Annotated in this window: 13 protein-coding genes; 7 read left to right on the top strand and 6 right to left on the bottom strand. The window is 67.2% G+C overall.

Going from position 1 to position 17,205, the window contains the following annotated elements; translation table 11 throughout:
• The first annotated feature begins 12 nt into the window (after positions 1–12).
• The 4 genes from POS17_RS18575 (at position 13) to POS17_RS18560 (ending at position 3,888) form a co-directional block, all read left to right on the top strand.
• On the top strand, positions 13–918 hold the full coding sequence (locus POS17_RS18575) for a LysR family transcriptional regulator (protein WP_060839932.1): 906 nt from the start codon (positions 13–15) through the stop codon (positions 916–918).
• Between the two features lie 87 nt (positions 919–1,005).
• Positions 1,006–1,554 (top strand): dihydrofolate reductase family protein, encoded by a 549-nt coding sequence (locus POS17_RS18570; protein ID WP_060839931.1) that lies wholly within the window; start codon positions 1,006–1,008, stop codon positions 1,552–1,554.
• Positions 1,547–2,089: a TetR/AcrR family transcriptional regulator gene (locus POS17_RS18565; protein ID WP_060839930.1), complete on the top strand. Its 543-nt coding sequence runs from the start codon at positions 1,547–1,549 to the stop codon at positions 2,087–2,089. The genes POS17_RS18570 and POS17_RS18565 overlap by 8 nt, the downstream gene beginning before the upstream one ends.
• A 179-nt stretch (positions 2,090–2,268) precedes the next feature.
• On the top strand, positions 2,269–3,888 hold the full coding sequence (locus tag POS17_RS18560) for a serine hydrolase domain-containing protein (RefSeq protein ID WP_060839929.1): 1,620 nt from the start codon (positions 2,269–2,271) through the stop codon (positions 3,886–3,888).
• Positions 3,889–4,057: 169 nt separating this feature from the next.
• Here the strand turns inward: POS17_RS18560 and POS17_RS18555 are convergent, their stop codons facing one another.
• The 6 genes from POS17_RS18555 to POS17_RS18530 all read right to left on the bottom strand — a co-directional run bounded on the left by POS17_RS18555 (position 4,058) and on the right by POS17_RS18530 (position 13,692).
• Positions 4,058–7,135 carry an efflux RND transporter permease subunit gene (locus POS17_RS18555; protein ID WP_060839928.1) on the bottom strand — a complete coding sequence of 1,026 codons (3,078 nt, stop codon included), beginning with the start codon at positions 7,133–7,135 and terminating at the stop codon, positions 4,058–4,060.
• Between the two features lie 9 nt (positions 7,136–7,144).
• Positions 7,145–8,341, bottom strand: coding sequence for an efflux RND transporter periplasmic adaptor subunit (locus POS17_RS18550; RefSeq protein WP_060839927.1), 1,197 nt, complete (start codon positions 8,339–8,341; stop codon positions 7,145–7,147).
• Positions 8,342–8,353: 12 nt separating this feature from the next.
• Positions 8,354–10,081: an efflux transporter outer membrane subunit gene (locus POS17_RS18545; protein ID WP_060839926.1), complete on the bottom strand. Its 1,728-nt coding sequence runs from the start codon at positions 10,079–10,081 to the stop codon at positions 8,354–8,356.
• A 230-nt stretch (positions 10,082–10,311) separates the two neighbouring features.
• On the bottom strand, positions 10,312–10,761 hold the full coding sequence (locus tag POS17_RS18540) for a PTS sugar transporter subunit IIA (RefSeq protein WP_060839925.1): 450 nt from the start codon (positions 10,759–10,761) through the stop codon (positions 10,312–10,314).
• 181 nt (positions 10,762–10,942) lie between these two features.
• Positions 10,943–12,004, bottom strand: coding sequence for an NAD(P)/FAD-dependent oxidoreductase (locus POS17_RS18535; RefSeq protein ID WP_060839924.1), 1,062 nt, complete (start codon positions 12,002–12,004; stop codon positions 10,943–10,945).
• A 146-nt stretch (positions 12,005–12,150) separates the two neighbouring features.
• On the bottom strand, positions 12,151–13,692 hold the full coding sequence (locus POS17_RS18530) for an MFS transporter (RefSeq protein WP_060839923.1): 1,542 nt from the start codon (positions 13,690–13,692) through the stop codon (positions 12,151–12,153).
• A 262-nt stretch (positions 13,693–13,954) separates the two neighbouring features.
• Here POS17_RS18530 and POS17_RS18525 point away from each other — a divergent pair, with 262 nt between their 5' ends.
• The 3 genes from POS17_RS18525 to POS17_RS18515 all read left to right on the top strand — a co-directional run bounded on the left by POS17_RS18525 (position 13,955) and on the right by POS17_RS18515 (position 17,194).
• On the top strand, positions 13,955–14,836 hold the full coding sequence (locus tag POS17_RS18525) for a LysR family transcriptional regulator (protein WP_129405704.1): 882 nt from the start codon (positions 13,955–13,957) through the stop codon (positions 14,834–14,836).
• A gap of 75 nt (positions 14,837–14,911) precedes the next feature.
• Complete coding sequence (locus POS17_RS18520; RefSeq protein ID WP_060839921.1) at positions 14,912–15,289, top strand: VOC family protein; 378 nt, start codon at positions 14,912–14,914, stop codon at positions 15,287–15,289.
• Positions 15,290–15,631: 342 nt separating this feature from the next.
• Positions 15,632–17,194 (top strand): TerC family protein, encoded by a 1,563-nt coding sequence (locus tag POS17_RS18515; protein WP_060839920.1) that lies wholly within the window; start codon positions 15,632–15,634, stop codon positions 17,192–17,194.
• Positions 17,195–17,205: the final 11 nt, after the last annotated feature.

The following is a 17,205-nucleotide window of genomic DNA, read 5'->3' as shown; positions in this document are numbered from 1 at the left end:
CTCTATAAAAAAATGCATACCCAGACAGACAACACCCCCCACTGGGATTGGTACCGCAGCTTTCTCGCGGTGCTGGAAACCGGTTCGCTTTCCGCTGCCGGCCGCGCCATGGGCCTGACCCAGCCCACGGTTGGCCGGCATATCGACCAGCTTGAGGCCACCCTGGGCCTGAAGCTGTTCATCCGCTCCTTCGACGGTTACGCCGCCACCGAAGCGGCGCTGGAACTCAAGCCCTACCTGCTGCAGCTGGCGGCGGGGGAGGCGGCCTTGCGCCGGGTGGCCAGCAGCCACGGGCAGGGCGTGCAGGGCTGTGTGCGGATCTCAGCCAGCGAAGTCATAGGCGTCGAGGTGTTGCCGCCGATGCTCGCCCGCTTGCGCCAGCAGCATCCCCAACTGGTGGTCGAGCTGGTGCTGTCCAACCGTGCCGACGACTTGCTGCAGCGCGAGGCGGACATCGCAGTGCGGATGTTTCGCCCGACCCAGGAAGCGTTGCTGGTGCGCCGTGTCGGGGATATCGAACTGGGCCTGCATGCCCATCGCGATTATCTGGCGCGTGAGGGCACGCCGCAGACGCAGGAGCAGCTGGACGGCCATGCGCTGATCGGCTTCGACCGGGAAAGCGCCTTTATCCGACGCATGCAACAGCAGTACCCGCTGCTGTCCCGCGGTCGTTTTGCCCTGCGCAGCGACAGCGATCTGGCGCAACTGGCGGCCCTGCGCGCCGGGTTCGGCATTGGTGTCTGCCAGGTCCGGCTGGCCAGCGCCGACCCGCAGCTGGTGCGTGTCCTGGCCGCGGAGTTTGCACCGCGCCTGGAAACCTGGGTGGCCATGCACGAAGACCTGCGGGACAGCCCGCGTTGCGCGGTGACCTTTGCCGCGCTGGTGCAGGGGCTGGCGGCCTACGCCGAAGGCGGCTGACGGCCGCGAGCTTGAGAAGGGTTGTCAGGCGGCCCCGCCGGCGGTTTATCATACGCTGTATGTTTAAGCCCTCAGGAGGCAACGCCCATGGCATTCGGCAAGGTATTCATCGCCACTTCGGTGGACGGTTTCATCGCTCGCGACAATGGCGCCATCGATTGGCTGCCCAGCGGCGAATCCGGCGAGGACTATGGCTACGCGGCGTTCATGGACGGGGTGGACGGGATCGTCATGGGCCGCGGCACCTACGACAGCGTGCTGGGTTTTACCCCCTGGCCGTTCGCCAAGCCGGTGGTGGTGCTCAGCCGCACCCTTGGCCAGCAGGACGTGCCCCAGCGCCTGGAGGGCCGGGTGCGCATCAGTGCCGTGCAGCCTGTGGAGCTGGTCGCGCAGTTGCGGGCCGAGGGCTGGAAGAGCGCCTATATCGATGGCGGCACACTGATCCAAGCCTTTCTCCAGGCCGGCCTGATCGATGAAATGACCCTGACCCGGGTTCCGCTGCTGATCGGCAGTGGCCGGCCGCTGTTCGGCGCCCTGGCGCAGGACCTGCGCCTGAGTTGCATCGACTCCCGGCGCTATCCCGACGGGCTGGTCAGCACTCGCTACCGGGTCGAAGGCGAGGTCGCCCATGACTGAGCGCCCCAAGCGCAGCGGCCGCCCCGCGGCGGGTCGCGAGCTGAGCCTGGAACAGGTCCTCGACGTCGGTCTGGAATTGCTGGAGGAACTGGGCCCCCAGGGCTTCGGTGGCCGGGCCCTGGCGCGGCAACTGGGGATTACCCCGATGTCGGTGGCCTACCACGTTGGCGACCAGCACAACCTGATGCGCCTGCTGGTGGAGCGGGTGCACGCAGAGCCCTTGCCCGAGCCGGCAGCGTCGTTGCCGCCGGGACAACGGATCCAGGCGCTGCTGGGCGCCTATATGGCCCGGGTCCGGCGTCACCCGGCGCTGACCTTGTGCATTCTCGGTGATCCGCGGTTGTTCGGCGGCTCCCTGGCGGCCTTCAGCCAGCGCCTGCGCGAGGAAGTGCGCGCCTTCGACACCGACCCGGTGCTGTTCGACCTGCTGGTGGACTACAGCCACGGCCATGCCCTGGCGCTGGCCCTGGCCGGGGAGGCCGGGGCGGAACTGGACGGAGCCTTCGAGGCGGGGCTGCGGCGCTTGCTGCGCTGAACGGCGTTTAGCGGGGCGCGCCGAGCAGTGCGGCAGACCGCTCCGGGCGCGTTTTACATCCCTGCACGTTTGTTCACAGAAAATCACCGCTGCGCCACAGATTGCAACGCAGGCGCTGGGGATACTGGCGCCTGCTCCGCCGGAGCACCCGGGCCCGACGCGACTGAAGGACGAACGACATGCGCGCACTGCTGACCTGCTTGCTGATCTCGACCCTGGGGGCCTTGCCCCTGGCCCATGCCGGCGCGCCCCCGGCGTTCCACAAGGTGTTCGAGGATATTGCGGCCGACCAGCCCGGTTGCGCCGCCGGGGTGATGCGTGGCGGCAAGCTGATCTGGAGCGCGGGCTACGGCCGCGCCAACCTGGCAACCGGCGCGCCGATCCAGGCCGACACCCTGTTCAACCTGGCCTCGGTGTCCAAGCAGTTCACCGGCTTCGCGATCCTCCAGCTCGAGGCCCAGGGGCGCCTCAGCCTGGATGACCCGATCCGGCGTTTTCTGCCCGAACTGCCGGCCTATGCCCAGGGCATCAGGATCCGCCATCTGCTGCACCACACTTCAGGGTTGCAGGACTACATGCTGCTGGCCGAGCTGGCGGGGATCCCCCTGACCCAGCGCTTCACCCAGCAACAGGCGCTGGACCTGCTGGTGCGCCAGGACAGTTTGATGTTCCCGCCCGGTAGCGAATTCAGCTACAGCAACAGCGGCTACCTGCTGCTGTCGAGCATCGTCGAGCGGGTCAGCGGCCAGCCGCTGAAGCACTACGCGCGGGCGAACATCTTCCTGCCCCTGGGCATGGAGCGCTCCAGCATCGTCGACCAGTACCCGGTGCAGTTGCCGAACCTGGCGCAGGGCCATGAGCTGGACGAGCAGGGCAAGGCCCTGGTGGCGGTGGAGGCGCGCTGGGAACAGACCGGCGACGGCCAGGTGCACAGCACTGTGGCGGACCTCATGCTGTGGCTGCGCAACCTGTCCACCGGGCGGGTCGCCGGTCCGGCATTGGTGCAGCAGATGCGCCAGACCGCGCCCTTCAACGACGGTGACCCGGGCCACTACGGCGCGGGCCTGGTCAACCGCAGCTACCGCGGCCTGCAGGAGCTGTCCCACAGCGGCAGCTGGGCCGGTTTCAGCACCGACGTGGCCTGGTATCCCACGCTGGATGTCGCCACGGCGGTCTTGTGCAACCTGGAGGACGGCCAGGCGTCGGAGCGCGCTCATCGGTTGCTGGACACCTTGCTGGGCTCGCCCGGCGCTCCCGCGCCGGGTGATATTCCAGTGCCGCCGCCCAGCATCAGGGCGGTGCCCAAGGCTGCCCTGGACACCCTGGTGGCCGGCCTCTACCTGGATGCGTCGGGTCATCAACTCCAGTTGCAACGCAGCGGCCAGGAGTGGGCCCTGGAAAGCTTCCCCGATGTCCTGCCGCTGCTCCGCCGCAGCGACCGGGTGCTGGCGGCAGACAACGACGGCGCGCCGATCTACCTGGCGGCGGCTGGGCCAGGGCGGATCGTGGCCAACAACCCGGCTTCGAGCTATGCCCTGGCCCCGGCCTGGAAGCCGGCGGACATCCGCCCCTACGTCGGCCTCTATGCCCTGACAACCAGCCCCGGGCAGCTCAAGGTCTATGCCCGGCAAGGCAAGCTCTACGTGCGTATCGGCCCGCACACCTACCCGATGCAGCCGCTGACCGCGGAGCGCTTCAGCGCCGGGGAACTGGGGGTGCTCAGCTTTGCCGAGCAAGGGGCGGTGCTGACCAGCAGCCTGGCGCGCAATCTGCGCTTCGGCAGGGTCCGCCAGGAGTAGCACCATGCCTGGCGCGGCGGCGCCCGGAAGCGCTTACCGCTTTGCTCAACGTGGCGCAGGTCCTGGAGCTGACAACAGGCCTCTTGTTCTTTTGTCGAACCCGCCAGGCTTGGCACCTTGCTACGTGGCCCGGAGCGCGGAAAAGGCTGCAGCAACTTCGGCTGCCGGCTCAGGCCCGGTGTGCAACGTCCTCGCCGGTCACTGGGCCAGGTGCCGTATGGGCGACCGCAGAGTGGGTGGTGCCGATGAACAGGTACATGGCCGGCACCATGAACAGGGTCAGCAGGGTGCCGATGGACAGCCCGGCGAAGATCACCAGGCCCATGTCGTGGCGGCCCGCGGCGCCGGCGCCGGAAGCCCAGACCAGCGGCACCACCCCCAGGACCATGGCCGCGGTGGTCATCAGGATCGGTCGCAGGCGCACCGCCGCCGCCTCTTCGATGGCCTCGCGCTTGCTGTAGCCGGCCAGTTGCAACTGGTTGGCGAACTGCACGATGAGGATGCCGTGCTTGGTGATCAGCCCCAGCAGGGTCACCAGGCCGACCTGGGTGTACACGTTGATCGAGGCAAAGCCCATGGTGATGAAGGCCAGGGCGCCGAACAGCGCCGGCGGCACCGAGAACAGGATCACCACCGGGTCGCGGTAGCTCTCGAACTGGAACGCCAGGGCCAGGTAGACGATCAGGATCGAGAACAGCAGCAGGCCGACGAAGCCTCCGGATTCCTGGATGAACTGCCGCGATTCGCCGGCGTAGTCGCTGGAGTAGCCCGCAGGCGCCACCTGTTCCAGGATGCCCTTGAGCTTGGCCAGCAGCTCGCCCTGGGACAGGCCGCTGACGCCGGACAGGGTGGCCGAGTTGAGTTGCTGGAAGTGGTTGATCGACTCCGGTTCCGTGGACGTCTCGATATGGGCCACGGTGCTGGCCGGGATCATGCTCCCCGATGGGGTGCGGATGTAGTAGTCGAGGATCTGCTGCGGGTTCAGGCGGTCCACCTGCAGCACCTGGGGGATCACCCGGTAGGAGCGCCCGGCGGTGGAGAAGTAGTTCACGTAGTTGCCCCCCAGGGCCGCCGACAGCGCCGCGCCGACGTCGGCCTGGGTCATGCCCAGGGCGGCGATCTTTTCCCGGTCCACCACCAGTTTGGCCTGGGGCTTGTCGAGCTTGAGGTCCAGGTCGGAGAACCAGAACAGCTGCTGCTTGGTGGCTTCGGCCAGCACCGCCTGGGCCACTTCGTTGAGGTTTTCCACCGACTCGGTGGTGGTGATCACGAACTGCACCGGCAGGCCCTGGGCCCCCGGCAGTGACGGCAGGGGGAAGGCGGCGATGGCGGCGCCGGGCACCTGGTTCCATTTCTGCTGCAGGTCGAGGATCAGCTGCGCCTGGGTGCGGCTGCGGTCTTCCCAGGACTTGAGCAACACCCCGCCCAGTCCCTGGTTCAGCGACGGCAGCCCGGTCAGCTGGAACATCTGCAGGTACTCGGGCTCCTTGTTGGCGATCTGGAACGCCTGGTCGGCAATCCGCTCCATCTGCTGCGGCGAAGCGGTGGGCGCGCCCTTGATCTGCATGAACACCAGGCCCTGGTCCTCGGTGGGCGACAGCTCGCTCTTGGCGGTCATGCCGCTGGCGGCCACCAGCAGGAACAGCAGGAAGCCGAAGGTCACCAGCACCGGCCAGATGTTCAGCCCGGCGGCCAGCACCCGGTGATAGTGCCCCCGCAACCAGTCGAAGCCGCGATCCAGGCGCTGGGCGAAGCGGCCTTCTTCCTGGCCGTTCTTGAACAATCGCGAGGTCATCATCGGCGACAGGGTCAGGGCGATCACCGCCGACACCGTCACCGCGCCGGCCAGGGAAAAACAGAACTCCTTGAACAGCGCCCCGGTCAGGCCGCTGCGCAGGCCGATGGGCACGTAGGCGGCGATCAGCACCACGGTCATGGCGACGATCGGGCCGCCCAGCTCCCGGGCCGCCAGCAGCGCGGCCTCCAGCGCTCCCTTGCCTTCCTCCTTGATGTGCCGGTCGACGTTCTCCACCACGATGATCGCGTCGTCGACCACCAGGCCGATGGCCAGCACCAGGGCCAGCAGGGTCAGCAGGTTGATGGAGTAGCCCAGCAGGTACATGACGAAGAAGGTGCCCACCAGCGACAGCGGGATCGCCACCAGGGGCACGATCACCGCGCGGAACGAACCGAGGAACAGGTAGATCACCACCGAGACGATGACCATGGCTTCCACCAGGGTCTTGACCACCTCGTAGATCGAGGTGTTGATGAACGCCGTGGAGTCGTAGACGATCTCGCCGCGCACCCCGGCGGGCAATTGCGATTGCAGGTCGGGAAAGGCTTTGCGCACGTTCTCGGCGACATTGAGGATGTTGGCCGTTGGCGCTGCCTTGATGCCGATGAACACCGAACGCTTGCCGGAGAAGGCCACGCTGCTGTCGTAGCTTTCGGCCCCCAGGGTGACGGTGCCCAGGTCTTCCAGGTAGACCAGGGCGTCGCCGTTGTGCTTGACCACCAGGCGCTTGAATTCGTCCACCGTGTGCAGGTCGGTGCCGGCGGTGAGGTCCACGGTGATCATCTGGCCCTTGGTCGAGCCCACGGCGGACAGGTAGTTGTTGTTGGCCAGGGCGCTGGCCACGTCCTGGGCGGTGACGTTGTGGGCCGCCAGCTTGTCGGGATCGAGCCAGGCGCGCAGGGCGAACTGGCGGCCGCCGAGAATTTCCGCAGTCTGTACGCCTTCCAGGGAGTCGAGCTTGGGCTTGACCACCCGCACCAGGTAATCGGTGATGTTGTTGGTGGCCAGGGTGTCGCTGTAGAACCCCAGGTACATGGCATCGGTGGTCTGGCCCACCGCCACCGTCAGCACCGGCTCCTGGGCCTGGGCCGGCAGCTGGTTCTTCACCGAGTTGACCTGGGTGTTGATCTCGGTCAGCGCCTTGCTCGAGTCATAGTTCAGGCGCAGGGTCGCGGTGATGGTGGACAGCCCGGTGATGCTGGTGGAGGACAGGTAGTCGATGCCCTGGGCCTGGGCGATCGCCGCTTCCAGGGGCTGGGTGATGAAACCGGCCACCGTCGCCGCATCCGCGCCGTAGTAGTAGGTGCTGATGGTCACCACGGTGTTTTCCGTGCGCGGCCACTGGTTGACCGGCAACTCGAAGATCGAGCGCAGACCCAGGATCAGGATGAACAGCGAGACCACCACGGCCCAGACCGGGCGCTTGATGAAGGTGTCGGTGAAATTCATGGCCGGGCCCTAGTGTTCTTGTGGCGTCGGGGAGGGATCGTTCAAGGGCGCGTCGCGGTCGACGATCTTCACCGGCGAACCGTTCTTGAGCTTCATCTGGCCGCTGGTGATCACCAGGTCGCCTTCCTTGACGCCGGACAGCACCGCCACCTGGTCGCCCCGGGTCGGGCCGGTTTCGATAAAGGTCTGCTGCGCGGTGAACAGCGCCTCGCCTTGCTCGTTGTTCTTCTGGGTGGCGACGAACACCGTGGTGCCGTAAGGGTTGTAGGTGACCGAGGTCTGGGGCAGGGTCAGGTAGCGCTGGGTGCCGCCGGAGGCGACCACGGCCCGGGCGAACATGCCCGGCACCAGGCTGTGCCGGGGGTTGTCGACGGTGGCCTCCACCGTGACGTTGCGGGTATTGGCATCGAACTGGGTGTCGATGGAACTGACCCGACCGTTGAAGCGCTGCTTGGGCAGGCCGTCGGCGCTGACCGTGACGCTCTGGCCCAGGGCGATCTGCTGCACCTGGGTCTGGGGCACGTTGAAGTCGATGTAGATGGGGTCGAAGGTCTGCAGGTTGGCGATCTTGTCTCCGGGGTTGAGGTACTGCCCGAGGTTGATCCCGGTGATCCCGATACGGCCGGCGAAGGGCGCGCGGATGCTCTTTTTCGCCACCAGCGCGCGTTGCTGCTCGGCGGCCGCGAGCTTGGCCTTGAGGTCCGCCTCGTCGGCTTCGACCTGGGCCTGGGACACCGCATTCACCGCCAACTGTGCCCGGTCGCGCTTGAGCACCGTGGCGGCCAGATTGGCCGTGGCCTCCAGCGCGCGCAACTGGGCGATGTCGGCGTCGGCATTCAATTGCACCAGCAGGTCACCTGCCGCCACTTCCTGGCCGGGTTTGAAGCCGATGCTGCGAATGATGCCGCCGACCTCGGTGGTGACATCCACCCCGCGCACGGTCTTCATCGAACCGACGGCCGAGAGGCTCGGTTGCCAGTCTTCGTACTGCGCCTTGAGCGCGGTCACCACGGCGGGAGGCAGGGGCACCTTGGCCTGGGCGATCAGCTTGGAAATCTGCACGAACTTGACCCCGCCGATCACCGCGACAATCAGCAGCACCCCACCCAGCATGATCAGCATGGGCCACAGCAGGCGGCGCTTGCGCGGCGTCTGCGGGGCCGCGGCGGGGTGCGCGGTGGAGGGGCTGGAATTGACGTCGGCCATGGCGGATCTCACTTAGGGCAAGGGTGCAGGTCGGGTGGGGGCCGCCGGCGCGGGTGCCGCGGGCGCGACTTGAGCGTGGTCGCGGTCGTGCCCAGGGGCCGGCGGATACATCTCCTTGAGCGACGGCCAGCCGAAACGGTCGGGGCTGCCGAGGCTGGCGGGATCGACATCGCGGCGTTGCCACCAGCCGCCACCCAGGGCCTGGAACAGCGCGGCGGTGTCGCTGTAGCGGGCGGCCTGGGCCCGGACCCGGCTGACAATGGCGTTCTGGTAGGTCTGCTGGGCGGTGAGCAGGTTCAGGTAGCCCACGGCGCCCAGGCGGTACTGGGCCTGGGCCAGGTCCAGGCTCTGGCGCGCGGCGCTCTCGGCAGTCACTTGCTGCTTGAGGGCCTCGGCGTCGGCTTCCAGGGCGCGCAGGGCATTGGCCACATCTTCGAAGGCGGCGATCACCGTGCTGCGATAGCGCGCGGCGGCCTCATCGTAGGCGGCCACCGCGGCGCGCTTGCGATGCTCCAGGGCGCCGGCGTCGAAGATCGGCTGGGCGATCGAACCGGCCAGGCTCCAGACCCCGGTGCCCGAGGAAAACAGCCGGGTGCCGGCCAGCGCCGTGGAGCCCAGGGAACCGGTGATGCTGAACTGCGGCAACTGATTGGCGATGGCCACGCCGATACTGGCGCTGGCCTGATGCAACTGGGCCTCGGCGGCACGCACGTCGGGGCGCTGCTCGACCAGGGCCGAGGGCAGACTCAGGGGCAGTTCCTGGGGCAGGTGCAGGGACGCCAGCTGGAACTGCTCGCCGCGGTCCTGGCTGGGCAGGCGGCCGAGGTAGGCCTGCAACTGGTTGCGGGTTTGCGCCAATTGCTTCTGCAGCGCTGGCAGGGTGGCGCGGGTCTGGGCCAGGGTCGCTTCCTGGGTCAGCAGGTCGCTGTCGCCGATGGCCCCGAGCCGGCGTTGCGCCCGCAGCAGGTCGAGCTGATCGCTCTGCAGGCCGATCACGGTTTCGGTGGCGGCGATCTGGTCGCGCACCGAGGCCAGGCTGATGGCGCTGTTCACCAGGTTGGCGGTCAGGGTCAGGTAGGCGGCTTCAAGCTGGTAGCGCTGGTAGTCCACCTGAGCGCCGCTGGCCTCGATCTGCCGACGGTTGCCGCCAAACACGTCCGGCGCGTAGGACACCGTCAACGACGCCGAGTTGAGGGTGAAGATCTGCCCTGGCGAGCCACCGGCCGCCGCCGCGCCGCCGGTGCCCAGGGCGCTGGCGGCGGAGGCTTTTTCCCGGGTTTTCGACGCCGAGGCGCTGAGGGACGGGAACAGCGAAGCCTGCTCGGCATACAACTGCTCATTGGCCTGGCGCAGGGCGGCCTGGGCGGCGCTCAGATCCGGGTTGGCCCGCAGCGCTTCCTCCACCAGGGCATTGAGCTCCCGGGAGCGAAACAGCGTCCACCATTGCCCGGGGATGTCCATGCCGGTCACCCAGCGCTGCGCCGCGCCACCGCTGGCGATCTGCGCCGAGGCGGTGGTGGCGGGCAGGGGCGTGGCGCTGTAGCCGGCGTCTGCCGCGAGTTCGGGGCGAGTGAAGTCCGGCCCCACCGCGCAGCCGGCCAGCCAGGCGTAGCAGATCAGGCTCAAGGGCCGCAGGGCGAAGGCGAACAGAGCAGGGTGTCGGGCGGGTTCTCGACCGGCGCGGCCGCTGCACGGTCGCCGGCCGCCGGGGGATGGGGGCGGCAGCTGTCGCTCTTTCATAATCACTCGAATGGATCGAACGGTGAGTGGTTTCAACGACCATCTGGCTGCCGGGCCAACCGCAGGACAGGCATCCCCCTCACGCAGCAGGCTGCGCGAGGTGCCATGAACGTTAATGGATGACTGGACTAACCGCCAATAGAGGAAATCTTGTGCGGCGCGGCAATCGGTGGCCTGGAGCTATCTCCACCGGTGTCCATCGACCCCGCGCCTGCTCGGCGGCGCTGGCCCTACCAGTGATCGAACAGCTGCTTGACCTGTACCGCTTCCTTGCAGCGCAGCAGCGCCTGGCGAAAGCGCGGGTTGGAAAACAGCCGGGCCGTGTCCGCCAGCAAGTCCAGGTGCTGCTGATCGGCGGGGGCGGGCACCAGCAGCACGAGAATATCGCTCACCGGCTGATGGTCGGGGGCGGCAAAGGCCATGGGGCTCTGCGGCCGCAGGTACAGGGCGTGGATGCCGTCCAGTTCTGCAAGCCGGGCATGGGGCAGCGCCACGCCATCGCCGATCGCGGTACTGGCGGCCAGCTCCCGGCGCCACAGACTGGTCGTGACCCCATCGCCCGGTAACTGTCGCGTCTCCTGAAGATGACGGCCCACCTGTTCGAACAACCGCTGTTTGTTCGAGACGTTGACGGCCAGGAGAATGTCTTCGACCTGCAGGTAGCGGGCAAGCTTGCTCATGGTGTGCTCCGGGAGTTTCAGGCTTGGCGTGAGCGTTATTGAAGCGCATTTGCCGGGCACAACGGGGGCCGCCGCGGCATTCTTTACGAACTCTTTAGGGCGGCGCCGGGCCCTGAAGTTGCTGCCTTTCAGCCCATGGCCGGGGCCCCGCGCCGCCATCGGGCGCCCGTTGGTTGATCCCTCAGGCAAAACGCGCCGGGCGGCAGCCGGCGAGTTCGGCGCAGTCTTGCCCCAGTGCCAGTTCCTGGGCGATCAGGCGCCCCACGGTGGGGGCCAGGGTCACGCCGGCGTGCATCACGGCCAGGTAAAGGCCCGGGTAGGACGCACAGCGGCCAATGATGGGCAACTGGTCCTGGGGCATGGGGCGCTGGCCGACTTCAACGCTGCGCAAGGCGATGCTCTCGGCGCCGCGGAACGCGCGCCGCAGGCTGGCCATGGCCTGCTGCGCGATGGCTTGCGGCCCGCGGGGACCGTCGGCGTCGAGGTAGTCTTGCGCCAGTAACAGCCTGCCGTCGGCCGCTTCGCGGATCTCCAGCTGGTTGTTGGAAATCAGGGTCTTGACCAGGCCTGGCGGGGCATCGACACGGATCAGGATCGACGGCGAAGCCTGTACCGGCAGGTGGATGCCCAGGGGTTGGAGCAAGGCCGGGGTCCAGCAGCCGGTGGCCAGGACCAGGTGTTCGGCGCGCACCACGCCGGTGGCGGTTGCGACCCCGATCACCCGCCGGTTCTCGACGCACAGGCCCAGGCCCGGGCTCTGCTCGAACACCTGCGCCCCCAGGTCACGGGCGCCTTGCAGCAGGGCGCGGGTGGCGGCGACCGGGTCCAGGCTGCCTTCGCCGGGGGCGTAGCGGGCCCGCTCCGGCAATGGTTGCAGGTGGGGTTCCAGCTCGGCGATCCGGGCCCGGTCGATCCACTGGGCCGACCCGCCGGGCAACGGCTCAAGGGGGCTGGCGGCACCTTCGGCGGCGTCGTAGCACAGGGCGCCGGACCAGCGGATCTGCAGGTCCGGCAGTTCCTGCTGCAGCCGTCGATAGTCCGCCAGGGCCTGGGAGCGCAATGCTCGGGCGGCGGCGGGAAACGCGCCATGGGGGTTGATCCAGGCAAACGAATGGGCGGTGACGCCGGAGCCGGGGCCGGCCTGTTCCAATACCGTCACCGCCATGCCCTGGCGGGCCAGGTGGTAGGCAATGGACGCGCCGACAATCCCGGCGCCCAACACAATCACGGTCGCAGGCGGCATGTGCACCTCGTTACGGCATGAAGGGGGGGCCGGGCGCACCTTAGTCGGGGACTGAACCCTGGAGCAATGGGCGCACTGTTATGAAATTGCAAGCGAGCCTCGGGCCTTGTACCCGCTGGCGCACTGCGCCAGCGGGTACAGGGCGGCTACTCCAGCTTCAGGGCCAGCCCTTGCGCCTGGGGCAGGGGATTGCGCATCAGGCGCCCGACCACCAGCGCGCCGAGCAGGGCCAGCAGGCCCGCTACCGCCAGCACCAGCCCGAAGCCGCCGACGAACGCCTGCTGCGCCAGGGGCTCAACCAGGTCCCGGGCTTCCGGCGGCAGGCCAGCCAGGGCGCCTTGCATGTCCCCGGCCACCACCCGGGAGGCGATGTCCGGCGCGTGTAGCGCCCAGTTCCCGGGCAGTTGCCGCAGGCTGCCTTGCAACAGTTGCTGGGTATGGCTGGCCAGCAGCGCACCGAACACGCCGATGGCCAGCATGATGGCGCTGAAACGCATGGTGGTGCTCATGCCCGACGCCATGCCGGTGCGTTCCCGGGGGACGCAGGCCATGATGTTTTTCTGCGTGTCGCCGTTGAGCAGGCCGGCCCCGGCGCCGGTCACGGCGATCGCCAGGGCGAAGCTCAGGTAGCCGCCGCTGTGCACCGCCCAGGCGCTGAGCAGGTTGCCGCTGCCCACCAGGGTCAGCCCGGCGGCCATCAGGGTTGCCGGAGCATAACGCCCCGCCAGGCGTGCGCCGATCCGGGGGCAGATCAGCATGGTCAGGGCGAAGGGCAGCATGCCCAGGCCCGAGGCAATGGCCGAGAAGCCCAGGCCGTTCTGCAGGTAGAAGGGCAGCAGGGTCATCATCACCTGGGCGCAGCCGGCGTAGGCGAACATGCCCAGCAGGGCGCCGATGAAACGCGGGTGACGGAACAGCTGCAGATCCACCATGGGCCGGCGTTGCAGGCGTTCGATCAGCACGAACAGGCCCAGCAGGGCCAGACCTGCCAGCAGTCGGGTGGTGGTGGCCGGGTGACTCCAGCCGATGCGGTTGGCTTCGATCAGGCCCCAGATCAGGCACAGCAGGCTGGCGCTGAAGGCCAGGCTGCCCCAGGGATCGAGGCGGGCGGCCTGGGTATCCCGGGATTCGGGCACGTTGCGCAGCACGCTCCACAACAGCAGGGCGCCCACCGGCAGGTTGAAGTAGAAGATCCAGCGCCAGCCGCAGTATTCGGTGATCAGCCCACCGACGGTGGGCGCGGCGGTCATCGCCATGCCCATGCAGGCGCCCCAGAAGGCCCAGGCCCTGGCCCGTTCCGCCTCGTCATGAAAGGTGTGGCCGATGGAGGCCAGGGCCGAGGTCAGCAGCAGCGCCGCGCCCACGCCCTTGCAGGCCCGGGCGATATCCAGCAGCAGGGCGTTGGGCGCGGCGCCGCAGCCCAGGGAGGCGAGGATGAACAGACCGAGGCCGCAGAGCAGGGTCTTTCGGCGGCCGAAGCGGTCTGCCAGGCTGCCCGCCGGCAGCAGCAGGGCGGCGAAGGCCAGCATGTAGGCACTGACCACCCATTCGATATCGGCGAAGTTGGCCCCCAGGTCCCGGGCGATGCTCGGCAGGGCCACGGCGACGATGTTGGTATCCAGGACGATCAGCGAGCAGACCCCGGAGGCGGTCAGCAGGGTCGCGCGCGGGTTGATGGGGCGGTTCATGGCGCGGTCCGTCGGTTGAGGAGGGTATCGAGCAGGTCCTGGTGAGTGGCCAGGGTAGCGATTGCTTTGTAGGCAATGCCGACTTGAGTGCGCCCGGCCACAGCGTTATGTGGGCCGCAGCAGACGGTCATTGCCGTAAATAGAGGTTTGACGGGCATGGCAGAGGCTCTCTACTGTGAAGGTCCGCCCAGCTTATCCCGGGCTTTGCGGGCTTTTGTTAGCCGCCAAGCGCCAGTTCATTACCTTTGAGCTAATGCCGTTAATGGAAATTCGTCACTTTCGCTACTTCCTCGCCGTGGCCCGGCAACGCAATTTCACCCGGGCCGCCGAGCAGTTGGGGATCGCCCCGCCGACCTTGAGCCGGCAGATCCAGGACATGGAAAAAGCCCTCGGCACCCGCCTGTTCGTGCGTCAGCAGCGCGAGGTCAGCCTGACCGAAGCCGGTGCCACCTTGCTCCTGGAGGCCGAAGCCACGGTACGCCAGTTCGAGTTCGCCCAGCGCAATGCCCAGCGCGCCGGACGGGGCGAGATCGGTCATATCGAGCTAGGTTATGTAGCGTCGGCGGTGTATGGCGGGTTGCTGCAGAAGCAGGTCCAGGGTTTCAGCCGCGATTGTCCGGACGTCAGCCTGAATGTGCGGGAGTGCCCGATGGCGACCCTGCCGGCGCGGATCGCCGACGGGCGCCTGGATGTCGGCTACATCCGCTCGCCCATGACCCTGCCCGAAGGCGTCGAGGCCATTGCCCTGGACGCTGAAGGCTTCGTCCTGGCGCTGTCCGCCGAGTCCTGGCTGTGCCGCCTGCCACAGATCGCCTCCGAGCACCTGCTCAATGAAACCTTCATCCTGCCGGAGCAGATCAGCGGCACCTTGCAGGTGGCGGCCCAAGGAGCCTACGCCCCCAAGCTGGGCGCTCAGCCCGGTGGCCTGGTGGCGGTGCTGGCCCTGGTTTCCCTGGGGCAGGGGGTGGCGGTGGTGCCCGAATCGGTGGTGGGCCATGTGAACCTGCCCAACGTTCTGTACCGGCCCATCGGCGGCAGCTCGGCAACCTCCTGGCTGTCGTTGATTCACCGGCGTTTCGAACAGGCGCCGGCGGTGGTGCGCTACATCGAGCAGGTGCGTCGCGAGTACCGGCGCAAGGCTTGATAGCGCATGTTCAAGGGCTCGCCCGGCGCGCATAATCCCCGGGCCGTTTCTTACCCTTCAGGAGTGATGTCGTTGATGCTTGATCACCTGGACCATCTGGTACTGACCACCGTCGATCCTGTGGCTGCCGAGGACTTCTATGTACGGGTGCTGGGGATGCGCCTGGAAACCTTTGCCGGAGGGCGCAAGGCCTTCAAGTACGGCAATCAGAAGATCAACCTGCACGTGCGCGGTCAGGAATTCGAGCCCAAGGCCCACCTGCCGGTGCCGGGGGCGCTGGACCTGTGCTTTATCGCCAGCGTGCCCCTGGAGCAGGTGATTGCCCACCTGCAACAGGTCAACTGGCCGATCATCGAAGGGCCAGTGCCGCGCACCGGTGCCACGGGGCCGATCCGTTCGGTGTACCTGCGGGATCCGGACCTGAACCTGATCGAGATTTCCGAGCGGCTCTAGTGTCGACGTCAGGAACGCCGGATAAAGTTTTGTAATGATTTCCCGCTGGGGAAATACGCCGACGTCCCTGTAACCTCCAAGTCCGTTTTTTCACTCAGGACTTTCATGAACACGCTCTCGGAGCCCCCCAGTCGGCGCTCTTTTCTGGTTTTTCCCCATGATTTCTCAGGCCTGCCGGCCGTTCTGAGGTCCCATTCCTCAGGCTGCTATTCTCCTGGCCGCACTTCCCTGGCATTTGCCGCTCCCTATTGCGCTCAGTCCGTCCCCCCGCGTTTGCAGTCCCTGCATACTGGCGCCGGCCTGCGTCTGGCCGTTTGAATTTTCCGGAGAACTTGAGTCGTTATGGAATGGATTGCAGACCCCACGGCCTGGCTTGGCCTGTTGACCCTGATCGTCCTGGAGCTGGTGCTGGGCATCGACAACCTGGTGTTCATCGCCATCCTCGCGGACAAGCTGCCGCCGGAGCAGCGTGACCGCGCGCGCTTGATCGGCCTGTCCCTGGCATTGCTGATGCGCCTGGGCCTGCTGGCCAGCATCTCGTGGATGGTGACCCTGACCCAGCCGCTGTTCGAGGTGTTCGAGCACAGCTTCTCCGGTCGTGACCTGATCATGCTGTTCGGCGGTGTGTTCCTGTTGTTCAAGGCCACCATGGAATTGCACGAGCGCCTGGAAGGCCATGTCAGCCAGCGCGCGGGCAGCACCACCTACGCCCTGTTCTGGCCGATCGTGGCGCAGATCGTGGTGCTCGATGCGGTGTTTTCCCTGGACGCGGTCATCACCGCGGTGGGCATGGTCGAGCATCTGGCGGTGATGATGATCGCGGTGGTGGTGTCCATCGGTGTGATGATCGTCGCCAGCAAGCCGCTGACCCGCTTCGTCAACGCCCACCCGACGGTGATCATGCTGTGCCTGGGCTTCCTGATGATGATCGGCTTCAGCCTGACCGCCGAAGGCCTGGGCTTCCATATTCCCAAGGGCTACCTGTACGCGGCCATCGGTTTCTCGATCCTGATCGAGCTGTTCAACCAGATCGCCCGGGCCCGGCGCAAGAAATCCATGCAGGGCCTGCGCCCGATGCGTGAGCGCACGGCCTACGCGGTGATGCGCCTGCTGGGCGGGCGCAAGCTGGCGGCGGAAGAGGTGGGCGAGGACATCGCCGACCTGCTGGAAGATGGCGAGGCCCCCAGCAGCGAGTTGTTCGACCGCCGCGAGCGGGTGATGATCAGCGGCGTGCTGCAACTGGCGGAGCGACCGATCCGCAGCCTGATGACGGTGCGCGCCGAAGTCGACTGCATCGACCTGACCGACAGCCCGGAAAGCATTCGGACCAAGCTGATGCATTCGTCCTACTCGCGCCTGCCGCTGATTCGCGACGGCGCGGTGGATGAGCCCCTGGGCTTCGTGCACAAGAAGGAGCTGCTCAAGGAGTACCTGGCGGGCAACGAGCCGAACCTTGAGCACCTGGCGCGCAAGACCATCAACCTGCTGGAGAGTTTTTCGATCCTCAACGCGCTGGAGCAGATGCGCAAGGCGTCGACCCACATTGCCTTCGTGATCAACGAATTCGGTGACTTCATGGGCATTCTGACCATGACCGACATTCTCGAATCCATCGCTGGCGAGCTGCCGGATGCCAGTGAGATCGAAGGGCCGGACGTGGTGGAACAAGAGGGCGGCTTTCTGGTCAACGGCGCGCTGAATCTGCCGCAGGTGCGCCAGCGCACCGGCTTTGGCGCCGAGCCCACCGAGGACTACCAGACCCTGGCCGGGCTGGTGATGAGCCTGCTGGACCGCTTGCCGGTCAAGGGCGACCGGGTGGAGTGGGATGGTTGGGCGCTCCAGGTCAAGGCCGTGGAAGAGCGCCGGGTGACCCAGGTGCTGCTGTCGCGGCAGGCCGCGGACTGAGCAAGTGGCGA

The organism is Pseudomonas sp. Os17 (assembly GCF_001547895.1).
GTDB lineage: Bacteria > Pseudomonadota > Gammaproteobacteria > Pseudomonadales > Pseudomonadaceae > Aquipseudomonas.
This window is presented reverse-complemented; position numbering and strand designations above follow the sequence as displayed.